Source organism: Pseudomonas sp. KBS0710 (assembly GCF_005938045.2).
In the GTDB taxonomy this organism is placed as follows: Bacteria; Pseudomonadota; Gammaproteobacteria; order Pseudomonadales; family Pseudomonadaceae; genus Aquipseudomonas.
Map to the genome: position 1 here is coordinate 4,395,970 of NZ_VCCF02000001.1, position 14,887 is coordinate 4,410,856.

The 14,887-nt window shown below is 59.9% G+C and carries 15 protein-coding genes; 3 read left to right on the top strand and 12 right to left on the bottom strand.

Annotated elements, in window-relative coordinates; translation table 11 throughout:
• Window positions 1-98: 98 nt before the first annotated feature.
• From tsaB to ppc, 3 genes are all read right to left on the bottom strand, one after another.
• A complete protein-coding gene (gene tsaB, locus FFI16_RS20130; protein ID WP_138816485.1) occupies window positions 99-785 on the bottom strand; it encodes a tRNA (adenosine(37)-N6)-threonylcarbamoyltransferase complex dimerization subunit type 1 TsaB in 687 nt (228 codons plus the stop codon).
• A gap of 90 nt (window positions 786-875) precedes the next feature.
• The gene (adk, locus tag FFI16_RS20135; protein WP_065928951.1) at window positions 876-1,523 is read right to left on the bottom strand and encodes an adenylate kinase; all 648 of its coding nucleotides are present in this window, start codon (window positions 1,521-1,523) and stop codon (window positions 876-878) included.
• Window positions 1,524-1,802: 279 nt separating this feature from the next.
• A complete protein-coding gene (gene ppc / locus FFI16_RS20140; protein WP_138816486.1) occupies window positions 1,803-4,430 on the bottom strand; it encodes a phosphoenolpyruvate carboxylase in 2,628 nt (875 codons plus the stop codon).
• Window positions 4,431-4,614: 184 nt separating this feature from the next.
• Here ppc and FFI16_RS20145 point away from each other — a divergent pair, with 184 nt between their 5' ends.
• The 3 genes from FFI16_RS20145 to FFI16_RS20155 all read left to right on the top strand — a co-directional run bounded on the left by FFI16_RS20145 (window position 4,615) and on the right by FFI16_RS20155 (window position 6,509).
• Window positions 4,615-4,959 (top strand): pilin assembly protein, encoded by a 345-nt coding sequence (locus FFI16_RS20145; RefSeq protein WP_138816487.1) that lies wholly within the window; start codon window positions 4,615-4,617, stop codon window positions 4,957-4,959.
• A 283-nt stretch (window positions 4,960-5,242) separates the two neighbouring features.
• Window positions 5,243-5,668, top strand: a complete 426-nt coding sequence (locus tag FFI16_RS20150) for a DUF4398 domain-containing protein (protein ID WP_017137109.1) — start codon at window positions 5,243-5,245, stop codon at window positions 5,666-5,668.
• A 55-nt stretch (window positions 5,669-5,723) separates the two neighbouring features.
• Window positions 5,724-6,509, top strand: a complete 786-nt coding sequence (locus tag FFI16_RS20155) for an OmpA family protein (protein WP_138816488.1) — start codon at window positions 5,724-5,726, stop codon at window positions 6,507-6,509.
• Between the two features lie 51 nt (window positions 6,510-6,560).
• On the opposite strand, the gene FFI16_RS30545 is transcribed toward FFI16_RS20155, so the two are convergent.
• The 9 genes from FFI16_RS30545 to FFI16_RS20195 form a co-directional block, all read right to left on the bottom strand.
• Window positions 6,561-6,734: a hypothetical protein gene (locus FFI16_RS30545; protein WP_178112695.1), complete on the bottom strand. Its 174-nt coding sequence runs from the start codon at window positions 6,732-6,734 to the stop codon at window positions 6,561-6,563.
• 118 nt (window positions 6,735-6,852) lie between these two features.
• Complete coding sequence (locus FFI16_RS20160) at window positions 6,853-7,179, bottom strand: hypothetical protein (protein WP_017137106.1); 327 nt, start codon at window positions 7,177-7,179, stop codon at window positions 6,853-6,855.
• Window positions 7,176-8,081 (bottom strand): alpha/beta hydrolase, encoded by a 906-nt coding sequence (locus tag FFI16_RS20165; protein ID WP_138816489.1) that lies wholly within the window; start codon window positions 8,079-8,081, stop codon window positions 7,176-7,178. The genes FFI16_RS20160 and FFI16_RS20165 overlap by 4 nt, the downstream gene beginning before the upstream one ends.
• Window positions 8,082-8,252: 171 nt before the next feature.
• Window positions 8,253-9,530, bottom strand: a complete 1,278-nt coding sequence (locus FFI16_RS20170) for a flavohemoglobin expression-modulating QEGLA motif protein (RefSeq protein ID WP_017137104.1) — start codon at window positions 9,528-9,530, stop codon at window positions 8,253-8,255.
• Window positions 9,531-9,551: 21 nt separating this feature from the next.
• Complete coding sequence (locus FFI16_RS20175) at window positions 9,552-10,112, bottom strand: hypothetical protein (protein ID WP_138816490.1); 561 nt, start codon at window positions 10,110-10,112, stop codon at window positions 9,552-9,554.
• 38 nt (window positions 10,113-10,150) lie between these two features.
• Complete coding sequence (locus FFI16_RS20180) at window positions 10,151-10,867, bottom strand: TetR/AcrR family transcriptional regulator (protein ID WP_138816491.1); 717 nt, start codon at window positions 10,865-10,867, stop codon at window positions 10,151-10,153.
• A 96-nt stretch (window positions 10,868-10,963) separates the two neighbouring features.
• Complete coding sequence (gene lysS, locus FFI16_RS20185) at window positions 10,964-12,466, bottom strand: lysine--tRNA ligase (RefSeq protein ID WP_017137101.1); 1,503 nt, start codon at window positions 12,464-12,466, stop codon at window positions 10,964-10,966.
• A 63-nt stretch (window positions 12,467-12,529) separates the two neighbouring features.
• Window positions 12,530-13,625 (bottom strand): peptide chain release factor 2 gene (gene prfB, locus FFI16_RS20190; RefSeq protein ID WP_096236834.1). Its coding sequence is split into 2 segments (ribosomal slippage): window positions 12,530-13,552 and window positions 13,554-13,625, totalling 1,095 coding nucleotides; the frame shifts between segments, so codons are not numbered across the junction.
• 234 nt (window positions 13,626-13,859) lie between these two features.
• On the bottom strand, window positions 13,860-14,861 hold the full coding sequence (locus FFI16_RS20195; RefSeq protein ID WP_138816492.1) for a PleD family two-component system response regulator: 1,002 nt from the start codon (window positions 14,859-14,861) through the stop codon (window positions 13,860-13,862).
• Window positions 14,862-14,887 lie beyond the last annotated feature (26 nt).

Here is a 14,887-nt window from a genome sequence, read left to right on the forward strand (position 1 = left end):
TGGTGATAACTAGAACACATAATTTGTAAAAGGTTTACAAACCGGGGCAAATTCTGACGATTGGGGATTTTGGCTCCAAATTGCCAGCATTTTTGACGTCAAATAATCCCGCGTTCAGCCTTGGTTTGCGCAACTTTATCGCGCAGATAAACCGGTGCAGCCTGGTCGGCCGGAATCGCTTCGCCGCGCTCGAAAGCGAAACGTGCCAGGGTCAGCAAGTCTTCGGCGTGGGGCAACATGGCAGCGTCCTGCCCCGCCAGTTGCACATTGATGCGTTCGCCATAACCCCAGCCAGTACCGGCACCAAACCAATCGCCGCTGGCGTCAGCAGGCAACACCGACGATTGCGGAGGCTGTACGGCTTCCACGCCGACTAAACGCATTTCGCCAGCGGTTGCGCGGTAGCAGCCCCAATACACTTCATCCATGCGCGCATCAATCGCCGCCGCCACCTGCGTAGCGCCGTGTTCACGCAATGCGCGCTGGGCCAACACCGCAAGGTTGGAGACCGGCAATACCGGGCGCTCCAGCGCAAAGGCAAGGCCCTGCACTACACCAATTGCGATACGCACGCCAGTAAACGCGCCTGGGCCACGGCCAAAAGCAATCGCATCCACGGCTGAAAGCGTGGTGCCGGCGTCTTCCAGCAATTGCTTGATCATCGGCAACAGCTTCTGCGCATGCAGACGCGGGATCACCTCGTAGTGGCTCGTGACCTTGCCATCGTGCAGCAAGGCGACAGAGCAAGCTTCAGTCGCGGTGTCCAGGGCCAGCAGGGTGCTCATCGGTGTAGGTGTCCAAGTCGAAAAAAAGTGCGCCAGTATAAACAACAACGGCCCGCAAGCGGGCCGTTGTACGCAAAGCCGATCAAAGGATCAGCTCAGTGCTTGCAACACCTTGGCGGTGATTGCTTCTACCGAACCCACGCCAGGGATGTGGCTGTACTTCGGCTTGCCTTGGGCAGCCGACAGCTTCTGGTAGAAATCCACCAGCGGCTTGGTCTGCGAATGGTAGACCGACAAGCGATGGCGCACGGTTTCTTCGGTGTCGTCCTTACGCTGTACCAGGTCTTCACCGGTCACATCGTCTTTGCCTTCAACCTTTGGCGGGTTGTAGACGATGTGGTACACGCGGCCCGAGCCTTCGTGAACGCGACGGCCCGCAATACGCTGAACGATTTCTTCGTCTTCAACTGCGATTTCAACCACAGCGTCCAGCTCAACGCCGGCTTTCACCAAGGCTTGCGCCTGGGGAATGGTGCGCGGGAAACCGTCGAACAGGAAACCGTTCTTGCAGTCTTCCTGGCTGATGCGTTCCTTGACCAGGTTGATGATCAGGTCATCGGAAACCAGGCCGCCGCTGTCCATCACGCTCTTGGCGATCAGGCCCAGCTCGGTGCCCGCCTTGACGGCGGCACGCAGCATGTCGCCGGTGGAGATTTGTGGAATGCCGAATTTTTCAGTGATGAACTTTGCCTGAGTACCTTTACCGGCCCCGGGAGCTCCCAGCAGAATGACGCGCATCGATGTGCTCCTCAATTTTTTATAGAGATGACGCTCGGATTCGCCGCGTGGGGCCAATCTCGTAAAATGTGGGTCCTGGCCGATCAAACGGCCAAAGGCTGATCAAGATACACAGCGGGCTCTATCCATACAAGCCGCCAAAAGTCGCAAGAACCGCGCCCGGCATGCAGTCATAGGTAGGGTGTGCCTGAGTGCAACCCCGCCTCATAAACGCCGACCGCCCGTTTCCGGGCGGCCGTCGTTGTTTATCTGCAAGCCATTGAGAACACGCAGAAAACCTTAGCCGGTGTTGCGCAAACCGGCGGCAATACCGGCCACAGACACCAGCAGCGCCTGTTCCAGAGGGCTGTCCTGCGCCGCCTCCTGTTGACGCGAACGTGCCAGCAACTCGGCCTGCAACAGGTGCAGAGGGTCGAGGTACGTGTTGCGCAAGCGAATGAACTCAAGCGTGTCGGGGCTATGGGCCAGCAGTTGCGACTGGCCGGTCAGGCCAAGCACCACGCTGCATGCCTGCGACAATAGGTCGCGTAAGTGCGCACCCAATGGCAGCAGGTCCGGCTGCACCAAACGCTCGTCATACAGCCGCGCGATGTCGGCATCGGCCTTGGCCAGCACCATCTCGAGCATATCGATGCGGGTGCGGAAGAACGGCCATTGCTCGCGCATCTGCCCCAGCAACTCGCCTTCACCGCGCTCCAGTGCCTTGCTTAATGCCGCTTCCCAGCCTAGCCAGGCGGGCAGCATCAGGCGGGTTTGGGTCCAGCCAAAGATCCACGGTATTGCGCGCAGGCTCTCGATACCGCCCGCACGACGCTTGGCCGGGCGACTGCCCAATGGCAAGCGGCCCAGCTCCTGCTCGGGTGTGGACTGGCGGAAGTATTCGACGAACTGCGGATTTTCCCGCACCACGGCACGGTAAGCACTGACACCGTCTGCCGCCAATTCGTCCATTAGATGACGCCAGGCCGGCTCAGGTGGCGGCGGTGGCAGCAACGTGGCTTCCAGCACGGCAGCCAGATAAAGGTTGAGGTTCTGCTCGGCAATGTCCGGCAGGCCGAACTTGAAGCGGATCATCTCGCCTTGTTCGGTCGTACGGAAACGCCCCGCCACCGAGCCTGGCGGCTGCGACAGGATCGCCGCATGCGCCGGGCCGCCGCCACGGCCAACGGTGCCGCCGCGACCGTGGAACAACAGCAACTCCACCTGTTGTTCACGGCAGATATCCACCAGCCGTTCCTGGGCCCGGTACTGTGCCCAGGCTGCGGCCGTGGTGCCGGCGTCCTTGGCCGAGTCCGAATAGCCGATCATCACTTCCTGCGGGCCTTGCAGGCGCGCGCGATAACCCGGCAATTGCAACAGGCGCTCCATCACCGGCCCGGCGTTATCCAGGTCGGCCAGGGTTTCAAACAGCGGCACCACGCGCATCGGCCGTTGCACGCCCGCTTCTTTAAGCAACAGTTGCACGGCCAGCACGTCCGAGGCAGCACCCGCCATGGAGATCACATACGAACCGAGTGACGCTGCCGGCGCGGCGGCGATTTCCTTGCAGGTGTTCAACACCTCTGCAGTGTCTGCCGACGGTTTGAAATAACCCGGCAGCAGCGGCCGCCGATTGGTCAGCTCTTTGCTCAAGAAGCTGATGCGCGCTTCTTCGTCCCAGTCTTCATAACGGCCCAGGCCCAGGTAATCGGTGATTTCGGTCATGGCCGCCGAGTGCCGGCTGGAATCCTGACGTACGTCCAGGCGCACCAGGAACAGGCCAAAGGTCACGGCGCGGCGCAGGCAATCGAGCAACGGGCCATCGGCGATCACGCCCATGCCGCATTCATGCAGCGACTGATAGCACAGCTCCAGCGGGTCGAGCAGGTCGCGGTTGTTTTGCAGCACCTCGGCCGGCGCCGGCGTGCTGGCCGTGAGCGAGGTATGCGCCCATTGACGCGTGGCGCGCAGGCGTTCGCGCAGTTGCTTGAGCAAGGCACGGTAAGGTTCGACGCTATCACCGACCTTGGCCTGCAACGCAGGGCTGGCCTGCTGCATCGACAGCTCGGAGGCCAGGTGATCGACATCGCGCAGATACAAGTCCGCCGCCATCCAGCGCGCCAGCAGCAACACTTCGCGGGTGACCGGTGCGGTGACATTCGGGTTGCCGTCACGGTCGCCGCCCATCCACGAAGCAAAGCGAATCGGCGCCGCCTCAAGTGGCAGGCGCAGGCCGGTGGCGGCGTGCAAGGCCTGGTCGGCCTTGCGCAAATAATTGGGAATGGCATGCCACAGAGAATGCTCGATCACCGCAAAGCCCCACTTGGCTTCGTCTACCGGCGTGGGCCGGATGCGCCGGATCTCTTCGGTGTGCCAGGCTTCGGCGATCAGCCGCTGCAAGCGCTCGCGAATCTGCTCGCGCTCGGCGCTGGTGAGGTCGCGGTGATCCTGCAACGCCAGTTGTGCGGCGATCGCATCGTATTTCTGGATCAGCGTGCGACGCGCCACTTCGGTCGGGTGGGCGGTGAGCACCAGCTCAATCTCCAGGCGTGCCAGCTGGCGGGCCAGGGATTCATTGCTGTGACCTTCACTTTGCAGGCGCGCCAGCAATTCCGGCAACACACGGGATTCGAACGGCGCCGGTTGCGATTCATCGCGGCGATGGATCAGCTGATACTGCTCGGCGATATTGGCCAGGTTGAGGAACTGGTTGAACGCCCGTGCCACGGGCAGCAGTTGGTCTTCTTCTAGCTGATTGAGGCTGGTGCTCAGCTCATCGCCAGCACCTCGCCTGTCAGCCTTGGCGCCTTTACGGATCTGCTCGATCTTGTCGAGAAAAGCATCGCCGTATTGCTCTCGAATGGTGTTGCCCAGCAGTTCACCCAGCAGGTGAACATCCTCACGCAAGCGTGCATCGATATCACTCATCAGCCAATCTCCAGCCAGAAATCCGGGACGCGCAGGCCTTCCAGAGTGCCGCCCGCGTCAGTTTCTGACAAGACACTTTAAACCTTGCGACTTGCAGCTAGTCTCAACAGTGAGTCGCCGCGTTACCCACGCAGGCGACTGGACACCCATCACCGCCTGCCATCGCGGGCTTATTGAGGTTGCCATGAAAATTCGAGAACTGGCCCAGCATTGGGAAGAGAACGCCAAGGGTCGCCTGACCAAAACCGAATACGCTATCCATTTGGACGTCGAGTCCGCTGCGCGCCTGGCCGCTATCGCCGAGATGTACCCCAAACGCAGCACCGAAGAATTGCTCGGCGAGCTGATCGGCGCGGCCCTTGAAGAGCTGGAAGCGAGCTTCCCCTACATCAAGGGCCAGCATGTGATCGCCACCGATGAAGAGGGTGACCCACTGTATGAAGACGTCGGCCCTACACCGCGCTTTCTGACTTTGTCACGCCGCTATCTGCATGATTTGTCAGCCACCTCCGACAAACAGCAGCACTGAAAAACACTCGATCAACCCCGTTAAACCCCCGGTATTCCGGGCCTCACAAGGGCTCGGCGTACCTCTGTGCAACGCAAAAGTTCAAACTTTTAAACGCTGACCAAACAGTCAGATATTTTTTTAGGCAAATCGCCATCTTCGCTGAACTTTTGAAAAAAGCCTCCGGTCACAGCCAGTAAGCCATCACTTGGAACGGCCGTTTGAAAGGGCATTTGGTGCTTTACCGCCGGGCTCGCAACCGCCAACCAATGAAGTGGATTTTGATTTTTTCAGGAGTTATCCAATGGAGTTGAAGACGATGAAGACCAGCACTGCCAAATCCTCGTTTAACCATCTGCGCGGGCTGAAATTGGCCGCGCTGGCAATCGGCACCAGCTTCGTTCTGGCGGGCTGCGCCGGCAACCCGCCGACCGAGCAATACGCCGTGACCCAGTCTGCCGTAAACAGCGCGGTCAGCGCCGGCGGCACCGAGTACGCAGCAGTAGAAATGAAGTCGGCCCAGGACAAGCTCAAAGCGGCTGAACTGGCCATGCATGACAAGAACTACGACAAAGCGCGCCAGCTGGCTGAACAAGCCGAGTGGGATGCCCGTGTCGCAGAGCGCAAGGCCCAGGCTGCCAAGGCTGACCAGGCTGTGAAGGATTCCCAGAAAGCTGTTCAGGAGCTGCGTCAGGAAGGCATGCGCCCGGCTGTTATCAAACAGCAATAAGCCGCCGCCACTGATTGCATTGCACCCGATATCGAATTGAAAGGACGACACGACTATGCGTAAACAATTGATGATCCCTGCCCTGCTGGCGATGAGCGTTGCTCTGGCGGCCTGCTCCACCCCGCCGAACCAGAACCTGGAAAACGCACGGACCAACTTCTCGGCCCTGCAAGCCAACCCGCAAGCCACCAAGATTGCGGCGCTGGAAACCAAGGACGCCAGCGACTGGCTGGACAAGGCTGACAAAGCCTACCGCGACAAGGAAGACGAGAAGAAAGTCGACCAGTTGGCTTACCTGACCAACCAGCGCGTTGAAGTGGCCAAAGACACCATCTCGCTGCGTGAGTCCGAAGCCAAGCTGAAAAACGCCGGTGACGAACGTGCCAAGGCGCTGCTGCAAGCCCGTGATGCACAGATCAAGCAACTGCAAGACAGCTTGAACGCCAAGCAGACCGATCGCGGCACCCTGGTGACCTTCGGTGACGTACTGTTCGCCACCAACAAGTCCGACCTGAAATCCAGCGGCCTGGTGAACATCACCAAGCTGGCGCAGTTCCTGCGCGACAACCCGGACCGTAAAGTGATCGTCGAAGGCTACACCGACAGCACCGGTTCCGACTCGTACAACCAGAGCCTGTCCGAGCGTCGTGCGGCTTCGGTACAACGCGCATTGGCTCAACAAGGCGTGGATATCTCGCGCATCGTGACCCAGGGTTACGGCAAGGAATACCCGGTTGCCGACAACGGCAGCGTGTCGGGCCGTGCCATGAACCGCCGCGTTGAAGTGACCATCTCCAACGACAACCAGCCAGTCAAGCCACGTTCTTCCGTTGCTAACTGATTGATTGACGCAGGATGAAAAAAACCACCGGAAACGGTGGTTTTTTTTGCTTCAGAATTGGATCTGACGATTGCTGTCGTCGCTGCCCGCGAGCTCGAACTCCGTGCGCCGCCTGGTTTCTTCCTGCTCCTTTTGAGAAAGCTCGGCGTCCCACTCGCTGAACTCATCCAGACTTTGCTGCGCCCGGGCCATATCCAACATCCTGTCTATCGCACCAATATTCACCGTGACTCTCCCTGGACTGGCCATTCATAAGTTATCCATCAGCAACGCTGACAAGCCCTTAAGTGGCGTCTTACGGAATACGGTTCCAGATATTTCAGTATCGCTGCATCGAAACGCTTTACTCCTGAAGTTGCGGCGTTTCCTGGCCCATGCAACGCACGGCTTGTTTCTTGTTGTTCACCAGCACGCCACTCAAGCCTTTCTGTTCGGTATCAAACATCACCAACACGCCATCAATGCATTGCGCCACCTGCGCAGCCGGGGTCAGCGAGACCTTGTAGTCCTCGCCCGGCACGGTCTTGAGCATTGTGAAGTCGCTGAGCAACAAGGCGTCTTCCGGCTTGGCAAAGTGCAGGTAGCCGTAGAACCACAGGCAGCCGACGGTGCCGATGATGGTGCCGATGCCGGTGAGGATCAGCGGGATCATGTTGCGTTCTTCGCTCATTGCGGGCTCTCTGATGAATCAACTTTAGGAATAGGGTAATTCGGGATCTCGCCCAGGCGGCGCAGGCCGTTGAAGTGCTGCGGGTCGTCCAGATAGCGCAGCATCACGGTTTGCCAGGTCTTGTCGGCAAAGGTCTGCACATGGCCGCCACGGGTCAACTGCAACACCCTCGGTGGCGGCGCAGCCTGGTACAGGCGAATACCGTTGGCCACCGGCACAATCGGGTCATCCAGGCTGTGGAACAGCAGCTTGGGCACGCCGGTGAGCTGGGGCATGGCATTGATCGCACTGTCGGCGTCGGGCACCAACCACGACAGCGGCACCTGAAACGGCCATGTTAACCAGGACGTGCTGAGGGCGAATTGTCCTACGTCACGATAACTGGCAGGCACACCGTCCAGGACCAGGGCCTTGAGCTGGGCTTGACGCTGCGGGTGTGCCGCCAAGTAATGCACCGCCAGCGCACCGCCCAGGCTCTGGCCCAACACGATCAGCGGCTGGCCCTGGGTTTCAGGGGCCTTGTCGACCCAGCCGAATGCCGCATCGATGTCCTGATACACCGCCGGCAAAGACGGCTTGCCTTCAGACAGGCCATAACCGCGATAGTCCAGCAGCAGCACTTGATAGCCCTGCTCCGGTAACCACCAACTGCCGCCCAGGTGCCAGGCCAGGTTGCCGCCATTGCCGTGCAGGTGCAGCACCGTACCTTTGAGCGGTACACCGGGTTTGGCCGGCAACCACCAGGCATGCAGCTTTACACCGTCGGCGGTGGTCAGGGTGACGTCGCGGTATTGCAGGTGGGCTTTTTCCGGCGTGAACGGCAGGCCGGGTTCGGGATAGAACAGCAGTGAGCTGCAGCCGTTTAAAGTGAGTAGCAGGCAAAGAATGCCGAGGATTCTCATCCGTTGAAGCCTCGCGATTTGGCGGCAATCTGCAGCCTTGTGGAAATCCAAATGTGGGAGCGGGCTTGCTCGCGAAGGCGGCGTATCAGTCGATACATGTGTGGCTGATGTACCGCTTTCGCGAGCAAGCCCGCTCCCACATTTTTGATTCGGTTTCTTCAGGTGTATCACCTAAAGGATGTTGGAGTAATCCGCCTCGATCCGGTCCAGGCTCAGGTGGTTGAGAAAGTTGGAGAAGCACATCCACGCCGCCAGCGCGTTCATGTCGCGAAACTGCTCGGGCAGGTACTTGGGTGGCACCACCAGGCCTTCGTCGACCAGTTGGCGCAAGGTGCGCATGTCTTCCAGGGTGGTCTTGCCGCAGAACAGCAGCGGCACTTGTTCCAGCTTGCCTTTGCGCACCGCCAGCTGGATGTAGTTGTAGACCATGATAAAGCCCTTGAGGTAGGACAGATCCTTGGTAAACGGCAGCCCCGTCGGCGTCGAACCGCGGAACACCCGGCTGGCGTTGCCGTAGCTTTCGGCCATCTCAAAGCCTTGCTCGCGGAAGAACTCGAACACCTGCAGGAAGTCGGCGCCCTCCTCGACCATATGGATGGCGCGGGTGCGGTTGGTCAGTTTGCGCAGGCGGCTGGGGTACGAGGCAAAGGTGATGATCTCCATCAGAATCGCCAGGCCTTCCTGGGTCACCGTTGACGAGGGCGGCCCTTTGGACAGGAACGTGCAGATCGGCTGGTTCTGGCCATTGAGCGTGGTGCCGACGTGCACCAGGCCTTCGTGCACTTCCAGCGCGCGCACATCACGCTCGTTGAACATTGCGTCGGCGCGGATCTTGATGTAGTCGGCGCCGGCCGCCGCATCGGCGACGATACCGTCGGACTCGAACACGCGGATGGTCTCTTCGGCCTCACCGAACACCTTGTTCAAGCGGGTTTGCAGCAAGGCCACCGCATGCTTGGCCGTGAGCGTCTTGGCTTCGTCCTTGAGGTCGCCACGGCCGTCGATCTGGTTCAGGTAGTCGGACATCATCAGGCCCAGGTCGGCCAGCGTCGGGTCACCGGCGTGAAACGCGTCCGAGGCGGCGCCATAGAGCTCCTGGGAAATCAGGCCGAAATCCTCGGTGCCACGCGCTTCGAGCATGCGCACCACCATGCGGTACTCGCGGCACATGCGACGCATGATTTGCCCCACCGGGCTGAACTGGCCGAGACGTCGGGTGATGTCGCGCTCGATGTTCTGGAACTCCAGCTTCACCGCGCTGGAGTCGAATGACAGCGGCCGCCCCAGGTAGTAATCGCGGTCCACGGCCGGCATGGCCTTGCCCTTGGCCTTGAGAAAGCCCTGGCGAATATTCTCGTCCCACTTCACGGCGTCGAGGACGCGAATCGGTGTTTGCGCCAGCACAATGCGATCGGACAAGGTGCGTATCGTCTGCTGGTAATCGTCCACCCGGTGCTTCCTCTTTAAACGTTATTTGCCCGCGCGCTGGTAGCGCACGGCTTCAACGAACACATCGGCATTGGCCGGGTCATCCAGGTAGGCAAACACCTGGTCCATGGGGCTGTCGACCCGCACACCGGCACCTTCGACGGTTTCCACCGTGCTGCCGCGCAGGGCGTTCTGGCCTATGGCTTGATGGATCTGCTCAAGGTCGAGGTTGTAGACCACCAATTCACGCTGTTTGTCGCCCTCGCCTTCAAAGTCGAACCCGGCCAGGAAGTAATTGCCACCGAATGCCGCCGGCAACGGCGCCGACAGGTACCAGCGGTTGCCATGGCGCGACACCGTAAACCGGTACTCATCGCGCTGGCCCGGTTTGGCTTTAGGGTAGCTCACCGCCTTGTAATGCTGCTGATCGACTCGGGTGATCTGCAGATTCAGCGGCTCGCCCCAGGCGTTTTTACTTGACCAGCGGCCGAGCAAGGCGTCAGGCGCGGCTTCACGGGCCGGCAGCGGGTCCTTGAAGGTGACCAGGCAACCGCTGAGCAGCAGGAACGACAAGGCGATTGCTATGACACGCCAGGCTTTCATCGAATACCCCACATAAAGTGGATCGCACAGGGGATGGGCTAGACCGAGGCCAGCACCAAATGCATGTAACGCTTGAGAATCTCAAGCATCTCGTCACCCGTCAGAGGCTCAGGGCCGCCAAGCAGGCCCTGATATTCCATCCGACCGATTATCGCCGTCAACACTCTGGCATCCTGTTGCGGCTCGCGGGAGCCCAATACCTGGAAAAACTGCCCGGTGCCCTGCAACAGAATCTGCTGGTGCGAGCGCACCAGCTCAGCCAGGCGCGGGTTGAGCAAGGCTTCCTGGCGAAAGGCCTGTTCGGCCATCAAGTGTTCGCGGCGGTTGGTCAGTTGGCGCATCACATAGTCGGCGGTCAGCCGCGCAATGTCATCGGCCAGTTGTGAGCGTGACTGCGGGCTGCCATCGCCATAGGCGACCATCTCGCGCAACAGGCCTTCGTTACGCACCCACAGCTTGCCCATGAAGGCAGCGCTGCGCTCCACGTATTGGGCGAAGGTATCGGTGAGCAGGTCATCGATGTCCTTGAAGTAATAGGTGGTGGCCGACAACGGCACACCGGCTTCTGCTGCCACCGCGCGATGGCGCACACCACGTACACCATCACGCACGACGATGCGCATGGCCGCATCGAGAATGTCTTGCCGGCGTTGCTCGCTGCCTCGGCGGCTGGCCTTGCGGCCCTGGTACTGGACACTTTCAGCCACGGCAGCAGCAATGCCGGCGGCGCCTTCTTGAGCCATTACGCGGTTCACGACAGATCTTCCTTTAAAGGGCGCCGTTCTGTTGACGGCTGAAATCGCCACACAAAAAAGCCGCCTTATAAAAGGCGGCTTCGGATTTCGCTACGGTTACGCTTGTGGCCGCATGTGCGGGAACAAGATCACATCGCGGATCGACGGCGAGTTGGTCAACAACATCACCAACCGGTCGATGCCGATACCTTCACCGGCGGTTGGCGGCATGCCGTATTCCAGGGCGCGAACAAAGTCGGCGTCGTAGTGCATCGCCTCGTCGTCGCCAGCGTCCTTGTCGGCCACCTGGGCCATGAAGCGCTCGGCCTGGTCTTCTGCGTCGTTAAGCTCGGAGTAGGCGTTGGCGATTTCGCGGCCGCCGATGAACAGCTCGAAACGGTCGGTGACGTTCGGGTTGTCATCGTTGCGACGGGCCAGCGGCGACACTTCGAACGGGTACTGGGTAATGAAGTGCGGCTGTTCCAGCTTGTGCTCCACCAGTTCTTCGAAAATCATCACCTGCAATTTGCCCAGGCCTTCGAAGCCCAGCACCTTGGCGCCAGCTTTCTTGGCGATGGCGCGGGCCTTGTCGATGTCGGTCAGGTCGTCAGCGGTCAACTCAGGGTTGTACTTGAGGATCGAGTCGAACACCGACAGACGCACGAACGGCTCGCCGAAGTGGAACACCTTGTCGCCGTAAGGCACGTCGGTGCTGCCCAGCACCAACTGCGCCAATTCGCGGAACAGTTCTTCGGTGAGGTCCATGTTGTCTTCGTAGTCGGCGTAAGCCTGGTAGAACTCCAACATGGTGAATTCCGGGTTGTGACGGGTCGAGACACCTTCGTTACGGAAGTTGCGGTTGATCTCGAACACCTTCTCGAAGCCGCCAACCACCAGACGCTTTAGGTACAGCTCCGGCGCGATACGCAGGAACATTTCCAGGTCCAGCGCGTTGTGGTGGGTTTCGAACGGCTTGGCTGCGGCACCACCAGGGATGGTTTGCAGCATCGGCGTTTCCACTTCGAGGAAGTCACGCGCCATCAGGAAGCTGCGGATGTGCGCAATCACTTGCGAACGCACACGGAAGGTCTGGCGCACGTCTTCGTTGACGATCAGGTCAACGTAGCGCTGGCGATAGCGTTGCTCGGTGTCGGTCAGGCCGTGGTGCTTGTCCGGCAGCGGGCGCAGCGACTTGGTCAGCAGGCGCACGCTGGTCATTTCAACGTACAGGTCGCCCTTGCCGGAACGCGCCAGGGTGCCTTCGGCTGCAATGATGTCGCCCATGTCCCAGGTTTTCACCGAGGCCAGGGTTTCTTCAGGCAGGGTTTTACGGTTGACGTACACCTGAATGCGACCGGTCATGTCCTGGATCACCATGAACGAGCCACGGTTGAGCATGATGCGACCCGCTACCTTGACCGGGATTGCAGCCTCTGCCAGCTCTTCCTTGGTCTTGTCCGCGTACTGTTTCTGCAAGGCATCGCAGTAGTTGTCACGGCGGAAGTCGTTCGGGAAGGCATTGCCCTTGGCGCGCTCGGCAGCAAGCTTTTCCTTGCGCAGGGCGATCAGGGAGTTTTCTTCCTGTTGCAGGGCTTGCGGGTCGAGTTGTTGGTCGCTCATGTCTTTAAATTTTCCATCAGGTTCGTTGTCCCCGGCGTAGGCCGGGGATCGCCTACAATCTTTTTACAGGCCGGATTTCAGGCTGGCTTCCAGGTATTCGTCGATATCGCCGTCGAGCACCTTGTCGCAGTCGCTGCGTTCGATGTTAGTGCGCAGATCCTTGATCCGCGACGCATCCAGCACATACGAACGGATCTGGTGGCCCCAGCCGATATCCGACTTGGTGTCTTCCAGCGCCTGGGACGCCGCGTTGCGCTTCTGCATTTCCTGCTCGTACAACTTGGCCCGCAGCATTTTCATGGCGGTGTCCTTGTTGGCGTGCTGGGAACGTTCGTTCTGGCAGCTGACCACGGTGTTGGTCGGTACGTGGGTAATACGTACGGCCGAGTCGGTGGTGTTTACGTGCTGGCCACCGGCACCGGAGGAGCGGTAAGTGTCGATGCGCAGGTCGGCCGGGTTGATCTCGATTTCCACCTTGTCGTCGATCTCTGGCGAGACGAAAACCGCGGAGAACGAGGTGTGGCGACGGTTGCCGGAGTCAAACGGGCTCTTGCGCACCAGGCGGTGTACGCCGATCTCGGTGCGCAACCAGCCAAAGGCGTATTCGCCCTTGATGTGTACGGTCGCGCCCTTGATGCCAGCGACTTCACCGGCCGACAGTTCCATGATGGTGGCGTCGAAACCGCGTTTATCCGCCCAGCGCAGGTACATGCGCAGCAGGATGTTGGCCCAATCCTGGGCCTCGGTGCCACCAGAACCGGCCTGGATGTCCAGGTAGGCGTTGTTCGGGTCCATTTCGTGGCTGAACATGCGGCGGAATTCAAGCTTGGCGAGGTTTTCCTCGAGACGGGCCAGCTCGGCGACGACATCGCCCACTGCGCCTTCGTCGTTTTCTTCAACGGCCATGTCCAGCAGGTCGCGGCAATCGCCCAGACCGGTGTTCAGTTCGTCGAGGGTGTCGACGATCTGCGCCAGCGCAGCACGCTCGCGGCCCAGCTCTTGGGCGTATTCAGGTTTGTTCCAGACAGCCGGATCTTCAAGCTCGCGATTGACTTCGGTCAGACGCTCATGCTTTTGATCGTAGTCAAAGATACCCCCTAATAGTTTCGGAGCGCTCGGACAGGTCCTTGATGGTGTTAAGGATCGGGTTGATTTCCATGGCGGGCAGCACTCGTTGGCGAACTTTTGAAAGCCGACGAGTATAACGACAAACCGGGGCTAACGGCAGCCCGCTTGGCGAAAAGGCGGGGGTTGTTGATGATCTCCAGAATGATCGAGATCAAATGTGGGGGCTGGCTTGCCTGCGATAGCGGTGTATCAAGTACGGATGTGGTAACTGACAGGCCGCTATCGCAGGCAAGCCAGCTCCCACAAGGGTTCGGCGGTGTTCTGCCTACTCGATACCGACCTGATTACGCCCATTATGCTTGGCCGTATACAGCCCCTTGTCCGCCGCCATGATCAGCTGCCGGCAATCCGTGCCCTGCACCGGCGTCATGGTCGAAAGGCCAATACTGATAGTCAGGCTCGACCCTTCTGCCGGGGCAATGTGCGGGATCTTCAGCCCGGCAACGGCCATGCGCAGTTTCTCGGCCACCAGGCGCGCACCGCCTGGCGAGGTGTTCGGCAGCACCAACGCAAACTCTTCACCGCCGTACCGCGCCGGCAAGTCCGAAGGTCGGCTGCTGGCATCACGGATGCTCGCGGCGACTTTGCGCAGAGCTTCATCACCTTCCACGTGGCCAAAGCTGTCGTTGTAGGTCTTGAAGAAGTCCACGTCGATCATCAACAACGACAGCTGGGTCTGGTCACGCATGGCACGGCGCCATTCCAGTTCCAGGTATTCGTCAAAGTGGCGGCGGTTGGACAGCCCGGTGAGGCCATCGGAGTTCATCAACCGTTGCAGCACCAAATTGGTGTCCAGCAACTGCTGCTGGCTCACGCGCAGCGCGCGGTACGCCGCATCACGCTGCAACAGCGTCATATACGAGCGCGAGTGATAACGAATGCGTGCCACCAGCTCGATGTTATCCGGCAGCTTGACCAGGTAATCATTGGCCCCGGCCGAAAACGCCGCGCTCTTGATCAGCGGGTCTTCCTTGGTGGAAAGCACGATGATCGGGATATTCGCCGTGGCCGGGTGGTTGCGGTATTCGCGCACCAGTGTCAGGCCATCAAGGCCGGGCATCACCAGGTCTTGCAGGATCACCGTCGGCTTGATGCGGATCGCCTGGGCAATCGCCTGATGCGGGTCGGCGCAAAAGTGAAAGTCGATGTTTTCTTCGTGGGCCAGGCCACGTCGCACGGCTTCGCCGATCATGGCCTGGTCGTCGACCAGCAACACCATGGCAGCGTTTTCGTCGGTCTTGATGTCGTCGATCTGTAAATCATTCATGTGCAGTCACCTGAATTACTGTCCTG

Coding starts and splice junctions, on each gene's coding strand:
- tsaB (WP_138816485.1), bottom strand. CDS start 785: ATGAGCACCCTGCTGGCCCTGGACACCGCGACTGAAGCTTGCTCTGTC.
- FFI16_RS20145 (WP_138816487.1), top strand. CDS start 4,615: ATGAAAATTCGAGAACTGGCCCAGCATTGGGAAGAGAACGCCAAGGGT.
- adk (WP_065928951.1), bottom strand. CDS start 1,523: ATGCGCGTCATTCTGCTGGGAGCTCCCGGGGCCGGTAAAGGTACTCAG.
- FFI16_RS20150 (WP_017137109.1), top strand. CDS start 5,243: ATGGAGTTGAAGACGATGAAGACCAGCACTGCCAAATCCTCGTTTAAC.
- FFI16_RS20195 (WP_138816492.1), bottom strand. CDS start 14,861: ATGAATGATTTACAGATCGACGACATCAAGACCGACGAAAACGCTGCC.
- lysS (WP_017137101.1), bottom strand. CDS start 12,466: ATGAGCGACCAACAACTCGACCCGCAAGCCCTGCAACAGGAAGAAAAC.
- FFI16_RS20175 (WP_138816490.1), bottom strand. CDS start 10,112: ATGAAAGCCTGGCGTGTCATAGCAATCGCCTTGTCGTTCCTGCTGCTC.
- ppc (WP_138816486.1), bottom strand. CDS start 4,430: ATGAGTGATATCGATGCACGCTTGCGTGAGGATGTTCACCTGCTGGGT.
- FFI16_RS20155 (WP_138816488.1), top strand. CDS start 5,724: ATGCGTAAACAATTGATGATCCCTGCCCTGCTGGCGATGAGCGTTGCT.
- FFI16_RS20160 (WP_017137106.1), bottom strand. CDS start 7,179: ATGAGCGAAGAACGCAACATGATCCCGCTGATCCTCACCGGCATCGGC.
- FFI16_RS20165 (WP_138816489.1), bottom strand. CDS start 8,081: ATGAGAATCCTCGGCATTCTTTGCCTGCTACTCACTTTAAACGGCTGC.